This window comes from Amycolatopsis sp. lyj-112, from assembly GCF_046549055.1.
Lineage (GTDB): Bacteria > Actinomycetota > Actinomycetes > Mycobacteriales > Pseudonocardiaceae > Amycolatopsis.
In genome coordinates this window covers 214127-228025 of the sequence record NZ_JAJPWS010000011.1, presented here as the reverse complement: position 1 = coordinate 228025, position 13899 = coordinate 214127, and the positions used below count along the sequence as shown (strand labels likewise).

Below are 13899 nucleotides of genomic sequence, written 5' to 3'. Positions count from 1 at the left end.
GTGAATCGCGTGAGGATGCGTGCCAGGATGGAACCGTGACACACCCAGGCGGATCAGCAGCGAAGTCGGCGGCCCTGTCCGCCGCGCTTTCCGGCGCGGTCGACCTTTCCGCGCTCAAGGCACGTGCCGAAGCGACCCAGAAGCAGCCCCCGGCGCCTCCTCGGCCCCCGGTGGACGGTGCCGAGCCCGGCCCGGCACCGGTCGCGGGCGGCGCGGTGATCGAGGTCACCGAAGCCACCTTCCAGACCGAGGTCGTCGAGCGATCCATGCAGCAGCTGGTGGTCGTCGACCTGTGGGCCGAATGGTGCGGCCCCTGTAAGCAGCTCAGCCCGGTGCTGGAGCGCCTCGCCGCCGAGTCCGGTGGCGCCTGGGTGCTCGCGAAGGTCGACGTCGACGCCAACCCGCGGATCGCGCAGCTCTTCGGCGCGCAGTCGATCCCGACGGTCATCGCCATCGGCGGCGGCCAGCCGGTCGACGCGTTCTCGGGCGCGCTGCCCGAACCGGAGATCCGCAAGTGGCTCGGCTCCCTGCTGGACGCGCTGCGGGACAAGCTGCCCGGTATCCAAGCCGCCGAGCAGAACGGCGGCGGGGTCGAGGTACCCGAGGACCTGCGGTTCGTCGAGGCCGAGGAAGCCTTCGAACGCGGTGACTTCGACGCGGCGCAGGCGGCCTACGAGCGCATTCTCGACGTCGAGCCGGCGAACGAGGACGCCAAGACCGCGCTCGCGCAGGTCAAGTTCACCGCGCGCGCCGAGGCCGCCGGCCCGGACGCGATCGCGAAGGCCGACGCCGACCCGGCCGACCTCGACGCCCAGCTAGCTGCGGCCGACCTCGAGGTCGCCGGGCAAGAGGCCGAAGCGGGCTTCGCGCGGTTGATCGACGCCGTACGCCGCACCGCGGGCGACGACCGCAACAAGGTCCGCGAGCACCTGGTGGCGCTCTTCGCGCTTTTCGACCCGGCGGACGAGCGCGTCATGAAGGCTCGCCGGAACCTGGCGAGCGCCCTGTACTGAGGTTCGGCGAAGTACGTGAAGGCCCCCTTCACTGCGCTAGACGCAATGAAGGGGGCCTTCACGGCGCCGCAGCCCCACGTCTGCCGAGTCGGCCAAGTGTCATGAAAGGGTCTTTCAAGACACTTTTCGTCCTGAAAGACCCTTTCATGACACTTGGGCCAGGCCGCGAGCGCTCGGTCCCGAGTGCAGCCACGTCACCGCAACCCCTGGACGCTATGAACGGCCCGTTACTTGCAAAATTTGCAAGTAACGGGCCGTTCATAGCACTTCAGGGAGCCGTGACCGGACCGATCAGCCGTACTGCGTCGAGCAGACCGCGGAGCTCTCCAGGTAGCCCTTCCGCAGTGCCTCGATCCGCTCGAAACCGTTGTCGACGCGCTTGCCGTTGACGTCGGCCGAGACGAGGCTTTCCGGGCTCAGCAGGTCGGAGATGGCCTCGTCGAGGTCACCGGCCGAGAGCCGCAGCGTCGCGCCGGGCACCGAGCTGGCCTTCGCCCACGCGCCCACCAGGCAGGCGGTGCGCAGACCCGCGTTGGCGTTGTCGATCGACGCGCCGACACCCTTCTGGATGCCCATCGCGTAGCGGGACGCGATTTCCGAGAACGCGGCGAAGTCGCCCTTGCCCTCGCTGTGCCCGCTTTCCCATTCCGCCTGCTGGTCGACCGGCTGGGCCAGTTCGCGCAGCTTGGTCATGTCGATGCTGACCGTGTTGTTCGACGGGCAGTACGACGCGGGCGGGGTGCTGGGGCCGCCGGAGCAGCTGCCGTTGCCGTCCTCGGTGATCTCGGGGCCGGGGACGCCGGCGCCCTTGAAGGCCTCGTCGAGGCTCTTCTTCAGGATCCCGATGATCTCGGCGTCGAGCTTCTCGTCGCCCTTGCCCTTGTCACCCTTGTCGAACGGGCGCTCGGTGATCCGCGCCTTGATGTTTTCTTCGTTCATCGTCGAGCATTCCTTGGGGCCCTTTTCGAACCCGACCTGGAACGCGTACGTGCGGTCGAACGCGGTGCCGTGCGCGCCCTGCTTCGTCGCGCTGGTGCCGGCCTGGTCGCGGATCAGGAACAGCGACGCCATGACCTGGTTCAGGCCCTCCGAGGTGGACACCCGGTAGAACTTGCTCTTGTCCTCGGCGACCCAGCGGAAGTAGCCGCCGGCGAAGCAGTCGGCCTGCTGCTCCTTGACGATCGACGGGGTGTTCTTCTTGATGTTGGCCTTGTCGCCGAGCCGGTACTGGACGGCGTGGCCGAGTTCGTGCGCCAGCACGACGGCGCCGGCCATCTTCCCGAACCGCTCGCGCAGCATCGGCAGCAGCACGCCGCGGTCCCACGCCACCAGGTCACCCGGCGGGCAGTAGAACGCGTTGACGAGCTTCTTGACGCTGCCGCATTCGGTCTCTTCGTCGTCGGTCTTCGCGCTGTAGGACAGCAGCGACTTCAGCGGCTCGTACGGCTGGCCGAAGTCGCGCGGCATGACCTCGGCCCAGTAGGTCTGCGCGTCGGCGATCGCGGCGATGGCGAGCTGGTCGTCTTCGGAGCCGTCCTCGTTGCGGACCTGCAGGTCCGGCTTGGGCGCGTCCGGCTTCAGCCCGCTTTCGAAATGCGTTACCGGCAGGCCGGCGATGTCCCCGGCGCCCGCCTGGCTGCCCTGCTTGCCGGTCGATGGGCTTCCCTTGTCGCTGCAGGCGCTCAGCCCGAGGGCCAGCACCGCCACGATCGCGATCAGAGCCGGGCGACGGAGGCCCCGCACTCCCCCTTGGATCATGTTCACTCGCTTGTCGTCAGGGCCCCAGACCGGGCCGCGTACACCGGCAAGCACGGACCCTACCCAGCGCTTATGGCACGCGTGCAGGTAATCCCCGAAGTGGGTCTTGAGCGCGGGAGGCGCGCGGCCGATATGGTCGCTCCTCATGAGAGCAGTCCGCCGGTTCACCGTCCGCGCGAGCCTGCCGGAGTCCCTCGCCGGCCTCGGTGACCTCGCCACGAATCTGCGCTGGACCTGGCATCCGCCCACGCGCGACCTGTTCGCGTCGATGGACGCGGAGCTGTTCAACCGCGTCCGCGACCCGCTGCGGATGCTCACGGCCCTGCCACCGACCCGTCTCGACGAGCTCGCCGTGGACGACGCCTTCCTCGCCCGGGCGCGTGAAGCGGTCGCCGATCTGGAGCGCTACCTCGCCGAGCCACGCTGGTATCAGAAGCAGGACGACGCCGATCTCCCGTCCGCCGTCGCGTACTTCTCGATGGAGTTCGGCGTCACCGAGGCGCTGCCGAACTACTCCGGCGGTCTCGGCGTGCTCGCCGGCGATCACCTCAAGGCGGCGTCGGATCTCGGCGTGCCGATGGTCGGCGTCGGGCTGCTCTACCGCGCCGGGTACTTCCGGCAGGCGCTTTCGCTCGACGGCTGGCAGGTCGAGCACTACCCGGTGATCGACCCCAACGCCTTCCCGCTGGAACTGCTGACCGACGGCGGCGAGCCGGTGCTGGTCCAGGTCGCGATGCCCGCCGGGCGCACGCTGCACGCGCAGATCTGGAAGGCCCGCGTCGGCCGGATCCCGTTGCTGCTGCTGGACACCGACACCGAGGCCAACGACGAGGACCTGCGCGCGGTCACCGACAGGCTCTACGGCGGCGACGCCGATCACCGCATCCGGCAGGAGATCCTGTCCGGGATCGGCGGCTTCCGCGCGGTGCGGCGCTACTGCGAGCTCACCGGGCATCCGCAGCCGAAGGTGTTCCACACCAACGAAGGCCACGCCGGATTCCTCGGGCTGGAACGCGCCCGCGAGATCATCCAGGCCGACGGCCTCGCGTTCGACGAGGCGCTGCCCGCCGTCCGCGCGGGCACCGTGTTCACCACGCACACCCCGGTCAGCGCGGGCATCGACCGGTTCCCCGTCGACCTCGTCCAGCGCTACTTCACCGACGGCAGGCTGGTCCCGGACGTCGACCCGCGCCGCGTGCTGGCGCTCGGCGCGGAGGACAACCCGGGCCTGTTCAACATGGCGCATATGGGTTTGCGGCTCGCGCAGCGCGCCAACGGCGTCTCGGCGCTGCACGGCCGCGTGTCCCGGCGGATGTTCTCCCGGCTGTGGCCCGGTTTCGACTTCGACGAGGTGCCGGTCTCCTCGGTCACCAACGGTGTCCACGGGCCGACCTGGGTGGCGCGGGAACTGAGCGCGCTGCTCGGGCGCAACCACGAGGAGTGGGGCCTCGACGGCACTCAGGGCAAACCGCTGCGGGACGGCGTCAGTGACGAGCAGTTGTGGGCTCTGCGGCGCGAACTCCGCGAGAAGCTGGTCGCCGAGGTCCGGCGCCGGGTGCGCGCGGCGTGGATGCAGCGCGGCGCGTCGGCGCTCGAACTCGGCTGGACCGACACGGTCTTCGACCCCGACGTGCTGACCGTCGGCTTCGCGCGCCGCGTGCCGACCTACAAACGGCTGACGCTGATGCTGCGCGACCCGGAACGCCTGCGCGCGCTGCTGCTGGACGAGCGGCGCCCGATCCAGCTGGTCGTCGCGGGCAAGTCCCATCCGGCCGACGAGGGCGGCAAGCAGCTCATCCAGCAGATCGTCCGGTTCGTCGACGATCCCGAGGTGCGGCGCCGGATCGTCTTCCTGCCGGACTACGACATGTCCATGGCGCGCTACCTCTACCGCGGCTGCGACGTCTGGCTGAACACGCCGGTGCGGCGGCTGGAGGCGTGCGGGACCTCGGGGATGAAGTCGGCGCTCAACGGCGGGCTCAACCTGTCCATCCGCGACGGCTGGTGGGACGAGTGCTACGACGGCAGCAACGGCTGGGCGATCCCGACCGCGGACGGCGTCACCGACCCGCTGCGCCGCGACGAACTGGAGGCCGCGGCGCTCTACGACCTGCTGGGGCACCAGATCGCGCCGCTGTTCTACGACCGTGACAGCGGTGGCGTGCCGGGCGGCTGGCTGTCGATGGTGTGGCACACGCTGGAGACGCTGGGGCCGCGCGTGCAGGCGTCGCGGATGGTGCGGGAGTACGTCGAGTCGGGCTACCGGCCGGCGTCGCGGATGGTCGCGGAGGCGACCGGTGACGCCTATCGCGGGGCGCTCTCGCTGGCCGATTACCGGACCAAACTGGAGGTTTCGTGGCCGCGGCTGCGGATCTTCGACACCGAACTGCTCGTCGAGGACGCCGCGCCGATGGTCACCGGGACCGAAGTGACCATCCGGGCGCGGATCGATCTCGCCGGCCTCGAACCGTCCGAAGTGGACGTTCAGGCGGTGGTCGGCAAGGTCGGCGACGGCGACGAGCTGAGCGAGCCCGTCACCGTCCCGATGTCCGGCGACGGGATCGGCGCGTTCGTGGCCCGGTTGAAGCTGCCGCATCCGGGCTCGATCGGCTACACCGTCCGCGTGCTGCCGAAGCACCGTCTGCTCGCGTCACCGGCGGAACTCGCCAGGGTCGTGCACGCCTGACGTCTTTTCGCCGCTGTCAAGCCGGTAGCGAACAAAAGGCGGAAATGATCAGGTAAATTGTCAAAGAAATGACAAAGTGCCTGGTCAAAGTGAGTGGATAAAGCATTCAAGGGTGGCGTGTGTTCGCAATTACAATAGAATAGAATCTTCGTTCTTGAGGTCGCGAAGGGGAGGAATAGTGACTTCGGCGAACGAAACGAAAAGATCGCGCAGAGCCAAGGATCGGTTGCACCACATCCATGCCCGCGCCGGGATCCGGCAGGACGGTCTCGGCCGCTCGCTGGGGCCGGAACTCCGTGCCATCTGGGGCATCGCCGAAGGCGCCGAGCCCGGCCGCGTGCGCGAGATCGTCCTTTTGCGGCTGAATCGCGTCCTCGGGCAGTTCACCGATCCCGTCCTGCCCGAGATCGTGTGGACCGCCTACAACCTCGGCGTGGACCCGGCGGAATCGGGAGCCGGGATGGTCGGCAGGCTCCGGCGCATGGTCGACCGCGGCCGGGTCGCGATCTCCGAGCGGACCTGCACGCGACGGTTCTACCGGTTCCTCAGCGGCGTCAAGAACAGTCTGGACGCGCCGCAGCCGGAACTCACCGAAGAGGACCTGCGGCTGGCGTCGTACTGGCTGGACGGCAACATCCGGCCTGGCCACGACAGGCTTTCCCGGATGTCGCCGGTGGTGCGGATGTTCCTCGACGGCCGGGTCTGCGGCCCGGCGGACGAGACCGGCGCGCCGCTCCCGGACAGCCTCGAAGGGCATGGCGACTGGTTCTGCGTCTTCACCGACGACCGGCTGTTCGCCGAGTACCGCGCGGCCACCGGCGCGGGCTGGGCCCGGGTCGGTCACCGCACCGGCCGCGAGGTCGTGCGGGCGGCGGCCGGCCGGAGTGAGGCGACGGGAGTCCTGGTGAACCCGCGCCCGATCCGGGGCGCGGGGATCGACGCCGCGTTACCGCTGCCGCCGTCGGAGATCGCCCGGCTCGCGCTCGACCCCCGCAATTAGCGCGTGTCCTGCGGTTCAAGCTGGAGTACGTGAGGGCCACCTTGAGGGACTCAGAGTCCCTCAAGGTGGCCCTCACGACCTTGAGAATACGTGCAAATGACACTCAAACGGACAATTCGGCGCAGAATGTGTCCTTTGTGGACGCTCCGGGCTTCCCGGCCGGTCGACGGATTTTCCCAGAGCGCCGTCTTATGCCCTGGAAGTGGCTTTCGCGACGTCCGGGGACGGGCAGCATGACATCCGCGTTGTGGATGGTGAGAGTTGTCGTAGGCGGGCGTTCGCGGGTCACGTGAGACCGGTTCGGTCGCCCCAGCTCTCCCCGCTGCTTTCCCCGCATCCAAGATCCACCAGACACGCGATTAGTCCTCTGGTTGCGGTACTTGCGTTGCGCAACTACCGCAACCAGAGGACGAAACGCGTCAGGGGACGGCGGGGGTGCCGCCCTCGCGGAGCGGGAGGCCGGCCGAACGCCAGGCGCGGAACCCGCCTTCGAGGTCGGTCGCGCCGGACAGGCCGAGCCGCTGGAGATCGGCGGCGGCCAGGCTCGACGAGTACCCCTCGTTGCACACCACGATCACCGTCGAGTCCGGTTTCACCTCCGGCAGCCGCCACTCGCTGTCCGGCGCGAGCCGCCACTCCAGGTGGATCCGCTCGACGACCACCGAGCCCGGGATCTCGCCCTCTTCCAGCCGGTTGACGTGCGGGCGGATGTCCACGATCAGCGCGCCCTTCCGCTGCAGCCGCTGCGCCTGCTCCGGCTCCGCCCGGTTCAGCCCGGACCGGGCGGTGGCCAGCAGTTCGTCGATCGCACTCATGGGTTCAGTATCGGGGCCAGCGACGGGATCTCGGCGGGGACGTCGGCGAGTGTCACGTATTCGCGGGTCGAGACCAGCGGCGGCGAGTAGGCGTGGACGCTGGCGGCCGGCGCGGTGCCGAGCCCGGTCACCTGGTGCGCGCGCCCCGCGCCGAAGCCGATGCCTTCGCCCGCCTTGTGCGTGCGGCGCCGGACCGGGCCGCCGGGGTAGCGGTACTCCTCGCCCAGTTCGCCCTGCAGCACGGTGAACGAACCGGCCGCGCCGCCGTGGTCGTGCGGTTTGGTCTGCTGGCCGGGCAGCCACGACAGCAGCCACAGTTCGACGCCGTCGGTCAGCGCGAGCCGAGCCCACCAGCGGCGGTCCTCGTCGAACCGCAGCAGGTCGCGCAGCCCGCCGGTCAGCTCGGTGGTGACGGTGGTGGTCAGATCGGCGAGCTCCCGTGGCGTCCAGAGCAGCCGCTCGGGGTGCACGAGCTGGGGGAGCAGCGGGTCGGTCAGCTGCGGGTGGATCTCGAAATCCTGGCGGGGGGTGAGGGACGTGGTCACCGTGAGGCTCCTCGTGAAGGGGTGCGTGGGCGAAATGAGGCCGAACGCGGCGCGACACGGATGCCACGGCACAAGACGTGTGCCGAAAGGACGAAGCTCAGCCGTGTCGCGCGGTGGTACACCCGCACGAGGCGACGAGGAGCAGGTCGATCGTCCGACGGCGCCAGAAAGAGCCCCCGATGATGGGGAAGGCGGCGGACACGGACCTGATCACGAAGCCGATGGTGCCACAGGTCGCGGGCCGGCGGTTGTTCCGGAGAGCTCTGTCTCACTCCCTGGACCAGCCTCTTTCCCCAGAGCGGCGGCCGGGTGTTCACGCGCGCGCGTGTGCGGACACAATGGGCTCGTGAGCGAGCCGATCCAGCCCAGCGAACTTGACGACCTCGTGGTGAGGATGACCGGTGTCGGGGTCCGCCGAACAGGCAACGACCTCCTCGCCGACCTCGACTGGAGCGTGGAACTGGACGAGCGCTGGGTGGTGCTCGGCCCGAACGGCGCGGGCAAGACCACCCTGCTCCGGCTGGCCGCGGCCGAACTCCACCCGACCTCGGGAACGGTCGACCTGCTCGGCGACCGGATCGGCAAGGTCAACATCTTCGAGCTGCGCCCCCGGATCGGGTTCACCTCGGCCGCGATCGCCCAGCGGGTGCCCGGCGAGGAGCGCGTCCTCGACGTCGTGGTGAGCGCCGGTTACGCCGTCGTCGGCCGCTGGCGTGAGGAGTACGACAGCCTCGACACCGATCGCGCCCGGGAACTGCTCGGCGCGCTGGGCATCCCGAACCTGGCCGAGCGCACCTTCGGCACGCTGTCCGAGGGCGAGCGCAAGCGGACCTTGATCGCGCGGTCGCTGATGACCGACCCGGAGATGCTGCTGCTCGACGAGCCCGCCGCCGGGCTCGACCTCGGCGGCCGCGAGGACCTGGTCGCGCGGCTCTCGGAGCTGGCCCTCGACCCCGAGGCCCCGGCCATGGTGCTCGTCACCCACCACGTGGAAGAAATCCCGCCCGGATTCACCCACGCGCTGCTGCTCCGCGACGGTCGCGCGGTCGCTTCAGGCCTCGTCGACGACGTCGTGACCAGCGAAAACCTCTCGAAGACGTTCGACCAGGACCTGCTCCTCGAGCGGTCCGGTGATCGCTTCTTCGCCCGTCGCCGTTGACAGGTCGTACTGACCGGTAGCGTGTGAGTCTGTCCGTGGGGACGGACCCAGTGAAGGAGGACGGCGTGGGAGAGTTCGTAAGTCTCGAGGTCGAAGGCGGGGTCGGCACGATCCGGCTGGCCCGTCCGCCGGTCAACGCGCTGAACAACCAGGTGCAGGCCGAGCTGGCCGAGGCGGCGCGTGAGGCGTCCGACCGCGACGACGTGCGCGCGGTGATCCTCTACGGCGGCGAGAAGACTTTCGCGGGCGGCGCGGACATCAAGGAGATGGCCGACCGCACCTACCCCGAGATCGCGAAGTTCGGCGCGGCGCTGACGGCGTCGCTGGCCACCATCGCGAACATCCCGAAGCCCGTCGTCGCGGCCATCACCGGCTACGCGCTGGGTGGCGGCCTCGAACTCGCGCTGACCGCCGACCGCCGGATCGCCGGCGACAACGTCAAGGTCGGCCAGCCGGAGATCCAGCTCGGCGTCATCCCCGGTGCCGGTGGCACGCAGCGCCTCGCGCGGCTCATCGGCCCGAGCAAGACGAAGGACCTCGTGTTCACCGGCCGGTTCGTGAAGGCCGAAGAGGCGCTGGCGCTGGGCATCCTCGACGAGGTCGTCGCGCCGGACGACGTCTACGCCGCCGCGCACAAGTGGGCCTCGCAGTTCGCGAACGGCCCCGCCGTGGCACTGCGCGCCGCGAAGGCCGCGATCGACGGTGGCCTCGACACCGACCTCGCGAGCGGGCTCAAGCTCGAATCCCACCTCTTCGCCGCGCTCTGGGCGACCGAGGACCAGCGCAACGGCATGAAGTCGTTCATCGAGAACGGCCCGGGCAAGGCCACCTTCGAGGGGAAGTAGCACGATGACCCAGGTGAACGACCCGGCGCCGAATCCGCACGCCACCGCCGACGAGGTCAAGGCGGCCTTCGCCGACCCCAAACTCGCGAACGTGCTCTACCACGACTGGGAAGCCGGGACCTACGACGAGAAGTGGTCCATCTCCTACGACGAGCGCTGCATCACCTACGCGACCGACGTGTTCAACGCGGTCGCCGGTGAAGACGGCCAGCCGTACCCGACGGCGATGGAACTGGGCAGTGGCACCGGTTTCTTCCTGCTGAACCTGATGCAGGGCGGCGTGATCAAGAAGGGGTCGGTCACCGACCTCTCGCCGGGCATGGTCCAGGTCGCGCTGCGCAACGCCGAGAACCTCGGCCTCGACGTCGACGGCCGGGTCGCCGACGCGGAGCGCATCCCGTACGAGGACAACAGCTTCGACCTCGTCGTCGGGCACGCCGTGCTGCACCACATCCCGGACGTCCGCGCGGCGTTCGCCGAGGTGCTGCGGGTGCTCAAGCCGGGCGGCCGGTTCGTGTTCGCGGGGGAGCCGACCAAGATCGGCGACGTCTACGCCCGCAAGCTCGGCCAGATCACCTGGTACCTCACCACGAAGCTGACGAAGCTCCCGGCACTGACCGCCTGGCGCCGTCCGCAGGAGGAACTCGACGAGTCCTCGCGCGCGGCCGCGCTCGAAGCCGTGGTCGACATCCACACCTTCGACCCGTCCGACCTCGAGTCGATGGCCCGCGGTGCCGGGGGACAGGACGTCCGCGCGGTCACCGAAGAGTTCGCCGCCGCCCTCGCGGGCTGGCCGATCCGGACCTTCGAAGCCGCTGTGCCGCAGGAGAAGCTGACCCTGCGCTGGCGTCTGTTCGCGTACCGGATCTGGCTGCGTCTGTCCGCTTTGGACAAGAAGCTGCTCGCCAAGGTGCTGCCGCGCGAGCTGTTCTACAACGTGATGATCACCGGTACCAAGCGTTCCTAGGTGCCTTACTCGTTCACCCTCGGCGACGTCGCCTTCCTGCGCTCCGGCGCGGGAAGCGCGGCGCTCGCCGAGTGCGCGGCCCTGCCGCTGACCGACAAGACCCGCATCGCCGACGTCGCCGCCGTGCGCCGGATCGCCCCGGACCACGCGGCCGCGGTGCTGGAAACGGTGGTGCTGCGACGGAAGTCTTCGTCCAAACTGGACTCCGCGAGTTCGTGGCTGTTCACCGGGGACGCGCTCCAGCAGGCGAGCGCCACCTTGGTCGCCCGGCATCGGGCTGCTCGCCTCGCCGGTCGCGACGTCCACGACGTGACCTGTTCCGTCGGTGCGGACCTGGTCGAGATCGCCCGTGTCGCCGAGCGTGCGCTGGGGTCCGATCTGGACGAGGTCCGGCTGGCGATGGCCCGGCACAACGCCGTCGAGGCGGGGGTGTCGCCGGTACTGCTGAGGGCCGACGCGTTGCGGCCGGTCAGCCGGGACTCCGTCGTGGTCGCCGACCCTGCTCGCCGGGATTCCGCCGGGCGCCGGGCCTGGAAACCCGCCGACTTCCTGCCACCGCTGGACGGACTCGTCGACGCGTACCCGGGCCGCGAACTGTCGGTCAAATGCGCGCCCGGCCTCGATTTCTCCATCGCGCCCTGGGCGGACGAGGTCGAACTGGTGTCTTTGGACGGTCAGGTTCGCGAGGCCTGCCTCTGGCGTGGTGTGGGGTCCACTGTGTCGCGCCGGGCGACGGTGTTGCGATCGGACGGTGCACAGTGGACGGTCACCGACGCGGATCCGGACGAGATCCCGGTGCGGCCGCCCGGCGACTGGATCATCGATCCCGACGGTGCCGTAGTCCGCGCCGGGCTCGTGCGTCACTACGCCGCGCGCCACGGCTTGTGGCAGCTCGACGAACGGATCGCGTACCTGACCGGAGACGTTCCGCCGCCGGGAATCCGGGCCTTCCGGGTGTTCGAGCACGGACCGTACAGCGAGAAGAATCTTCGCGTACTGCTGAAAAAACACGATATCGGACGGCTGGAGATCCTCGTCCGCGGTCTGGACATAGACCCGGATGCGTTGCGGCGCAAGCTGAAACCCCGCGGCGGTGAAGAAGCGACTTTGGTACTGACCAGAATCGGCCGTTCTGGAGTAGCGTTCCTGTGCCGCGCACAGCTGACGTGAGGAGCATTTCCATGAGCCGGTTCACCGGTCTGCTGAAACTGGCCGCCGCCGCGGCCGCCGGGGCCGTTCTCGTCGGCGGCGCGTCCGCCGTCGCGAACCAGGACGACGCCGACTGGCGCCGGGGACACGAGCCCGCCAACATCGGCCAGGTCAAACTCGACGTCAAGGCCTACTACGGCGATGTCGTCGACAGCGCGGGCAAACACGGCTATTCGGACAACAGCCGGTTCGTGTCCGACACCCGGCGCCAGGTCGCGGACGCCAAGCGCTACCTCACCCGTCGCCTCGACCACGGCGTCAAGAACCCCGCGATCGTGTTCGACGTCGATGACACCGCCGAGGTCACGTATGGCTGGGAAGCCGACAACGACTTCGGCTTCGACCCGGTGAAGCAGCAGGAAGCGATCGACAAGGGCACCTTCGTCGCCAACAAACCGGTGCTGGAACTGGCGAACTGGGCCGCGCAGCGCGGCGTCAAGATCTACTTCTTGACCGGGCGCAACGAGTTCCAGGGCCCGCAGTCGCTCAAGAACCTCGCGAACGAGGGGTTCCCGGCACCGGCGGGGGCCTTCTTCAAGCCGAAGGTCACCGTGCCGGACTATCTGCCGTGCGGGCTGACCTGCACCACCGTGCAGTACAAGGCCGGCACGCGGAAGCACATCGCCTCGACCGGCGCCACCATCGTGCTCAACCTCGGCGACCAGTTCACCGACCTCGAAGGCGGCTACGCGGAGTCCCCGGTCAAGCTGCCGAACCCGATGTACTACCTGCCCTGAGGAATAACCGCGCGGGGCGGGTTGCTGTCCTCGGTATCGGAAACCCTCGAGGGAGCTGATCCATGCCTGACAAGAAGGTCCTACAGCCCAGCGCGTCGCACCAGATCACGGTGGAGCCGAACAAGGCCCGGGTGGTCGTCACGGTCGGCGGCAAGGTCGTGGCGGACAGTGCGAACGCGTTGACGCTGCAGGAGTCGAACTACCCGCCGGCGCAGTACATCCCGCGCGCCGACGTCGACTTCGGCCTGCTGGAGCGGACGGCACACTCGACGTACTGCCCTTTCAAGGGCGACGCGTCGTACTACAGCATCCGCACCGAAGACGGTCTCGCCGAGAACGCCGTGTGGACCTACGAGGCGCCGCACGACGCGGTCGCCGAGATCAAGGACCACGTCGCGTTCTACCCGGACAAGGTGGCGCTGGAACTGCGCTGACCGTCACGCCGACGCCGTTGATCAGGTCCGCGTCGGCGGCCAGCGACGTGTCCGGTTCGATCCGCCAAGCCTCGAGTGAAGGTGTTTTCACCAGCGCCTCGATCAGGGCTTCTTCTCCGGCGACGAGCGTGGTGTCGAAGTCGATTTCGGTCGCCACGCACCACGCTCGGTCGTCCGGCCAGAACAGGTTGGGCGACTGGGCCTCGAACCAGCTCGGCCGTGGCCGCCAGCCGAGTTCGGTGGCGGCCGTCAGCGGTCCGCCGAACATCACGTAGTCGCGCCCCGGGTGCCGCAGGCGGGGTGCGTCGAGGTGTTCGCGGGACAGGGTCGAGCCGGCCCAGCCGTAGCCCTCCCAGAGGCAGAACCACGTGTCCGATGTGGACGTGTGGTCGCCGAGGACGGCCAGCAGCGCGGTGAGCGTGTGCGCGGGCAGGTTGCCCCGGTCGGGTGGCGTGCCCCGCCAGAGCGATCCGGTGAGGTTCACCGGATCCGGGGAGCCCACCACCGCGTGCCACTGCATACCGCCGTGCGCGCGCCGCCCGGTTTCCGTCGCGGCGTCGCTCCAGCTGGCCCAGCCGCCGCGGTCGCGTTCGGCCGGGTGGCAGATCCGCGCGTAGGCGGGATACCCCCGCGGGACGGTGCGGCAGGCCGCGCCGAACGCCCCACCGAGCCTGGAGGCGATCCACTCGGCGGGGGACGGGTCGAGCACCGGCCTCAGCACGAGGGGCAGT

Annotated in this window: 13 protein-coding genes; 9 read left to right on the top strand and 4 right to left on the bottom strand. The window is 69.3% G+C overall.

Annotated features, from left to right (window positions below):
- The first annotated feature begins 35 nt into the window (after window positions 1-35).
- Window positions 36-1013, top strand: a complete 978-nt coding sequence (locus ACLJRL_RS30890; protein WP_410659849.1) for a tetratricopeptide repeat protein — start codon at window positions 36-38, stop codon at window positions 1011-1013.
- Between the two features lie 291 nt (window positions 1014-1304).
- Here ACLJRL_RS30890 and ACLJRL_RS30885 read toward each other — a convergent pair whose 3' ends face one another.
- Entirely contained in the window at window positions 1305-2777 is a 1473-nt protein-coding gene (locus ACLJRL_RS30885; RefSeq protein WP_410659910.1) for a neutral zinc metallopeptidase, read from the bottom strand.
- 139 nt (window positions 2778-2916) lie between these two features.
- On the opposite strand from ACLJRL_RS30885, the gene glgP reads away from it, so the two are divergent.
- Together glgP and ACLJRL_RS30875 are read left to right on the top strand one after the other, a co-directional pair.
- Window positions 2917-5457 carry an alpha-glucan family phosphorylase gene (gene glgP, locus ACLJRL_RS30880; RefSeq protein ID WP_410659848.1) on the top strand — a complete coding sequence of 847 codons (2541 nt, stop codon included), beginning with the start codon at window positions 2917-2919 and terminating at the stop codon, window positions 5455-5457.
- A 226-nt stretch (window positions 5458-5683) separates the two neighbouring features.
- Window positions 5684-6457, top strand: coding sequence for a hypothetical protein (locus tag ACLJRL_RS30875; RefSeq protein WP_410659847.1), 774 nt, complete (start codon window positions 5684-5686; stop codon window positions 6455-6457).
- Between the two features lie 419 nt (window positions 6458-6876).
- Here the strand turns inward: ACLJRL_RS30875 and ACLJRL_RS30870 are convergent, their stop codons facing one another.
- Both ACLJRL_RS30870 and ACLJRL_RS30865 read right to left on the bottom strand, forming a co-directional pair.
- Window positions 6877-7272: a rhodanese-like domain-containing protein gene (locus ACLJRL_RS30870; protein ID WP_410659846.1), complete on the bottom strand. Its 396-nt coding sequence runs from the start codon at window positions 7270-7272 to the stop codon at window positions 6877-6879.
- On the bottom strand, window positions 7269-7817 hold the full coding sequence (locus tag ACLJRL_RS30865) for a cysteine dioxygenase (protein ID WP_410659845.1): 549 nt from the start codon (window positions 7815-7817) through the stop codon (window positions 7269-7271). Before ACLJRL_RS30865 ends, ACLJRL_RS30870 begins: the two co-directional genes overlap by 4 nt.
- A gap of 346 nt (window positions 7818-8163) precedes the next feature.
- Here ACLJRL_RS30865 and ACLJRL_RS30860 point away from each other — a divergent pair, with 346 nt between their 5' ends.
- The 6 genes from ACLJRL_RS30860 to ACLJRL_RS30835 all read left to right on the top strand — a co-directional run bounded on the left by ACLJRL_RS30860 (window position 8164) and on the right by ACLJRL_RS30835 (window position 13168).
- Complete coding sequence (locus ACLJRL_RS30860) at window positions 8164-8976, top strand: ABC transporter ATP-binding protein (protein WP_410659844.1); 813 nt, start codon at window positions 8164-8166, stop codon at window positions 8974-8976.
- 65 nt (window positions 8977-9041) lie between these two features.
- Window positions 9042-9821: an enoyl-CoA hydratase/isomerase family protein gene (locus ACLJRL_RS30855; RefSeq protein ID WP_410659843.1), complete on the top strand. Its 780-nt coding sequence runs from the start codon at window positions 9042-9044 to the stop codon at window positions 9819-9821.
- Between the two features lie 4 nt (window positions 9822-9825).
- On the top strand, window positions 9826-10788 hold the full coding sequence (locus ACLJRL_RS30850) for a class I SAM-dependent methyltransferase (protein WP_410659842.1): 963 nt from the start codon (window positions 9826-9828) through the stop codon (window positions 10786-10788).
- Window positions 10789-11958: a THUMP-like domain-containing protein gene (locus tag ACLJRL_RS30845; protein ID WP_410659841.1), complete on the top strand. Its 1170-nt coding sequence runs from the start codon at window positions 10789-10791 to the stop codon at window positions 11956-11958.
- A gap of 11 nt (window positions 11959-11969) precedes the next feature.
- Window positions 11970-12734: an HAD family acid phosphatase gene (locus ACLJRL_RS30840; protein ID WP_410659840.1), complete on the top strand. Its 765-nt coding sequence runs from the start codon at window positions 11970-11972 to the stop codon at window positions 12732-12734.
- Between the two features lie 62 nt (window positions 12735-12796).
- A complete protein-coding gene (locus ACLJRL_RS30835; protein WP_410659839.1) occupies window positions 12797-13168 on the top strand; it encodes a DUF427 domain-containing protein in 372 nt (123 codons plus the stop codon).
- On the opposite strand, the gene ACLJRL_RS30830 is transcribed toward ACLJRL_RS30835, so the two are convergent.
- Complete coding sequence (locus ACLJRL_RS30830; RefSeq protein ID WP_410659838.1) at window positions 13116-13889, bottom strand: hypothetical protein; 774 nt, start codon at window positions 13887-13889, stop codon at window positions 13116-13118. The genes ACLJRL_RS30835 and ACLJRL_RS30830 overlap by 53 nt on opposite strands.
- Between the last annotated feature and the right edge of the window lie 10 nt (window positions 13890-13899).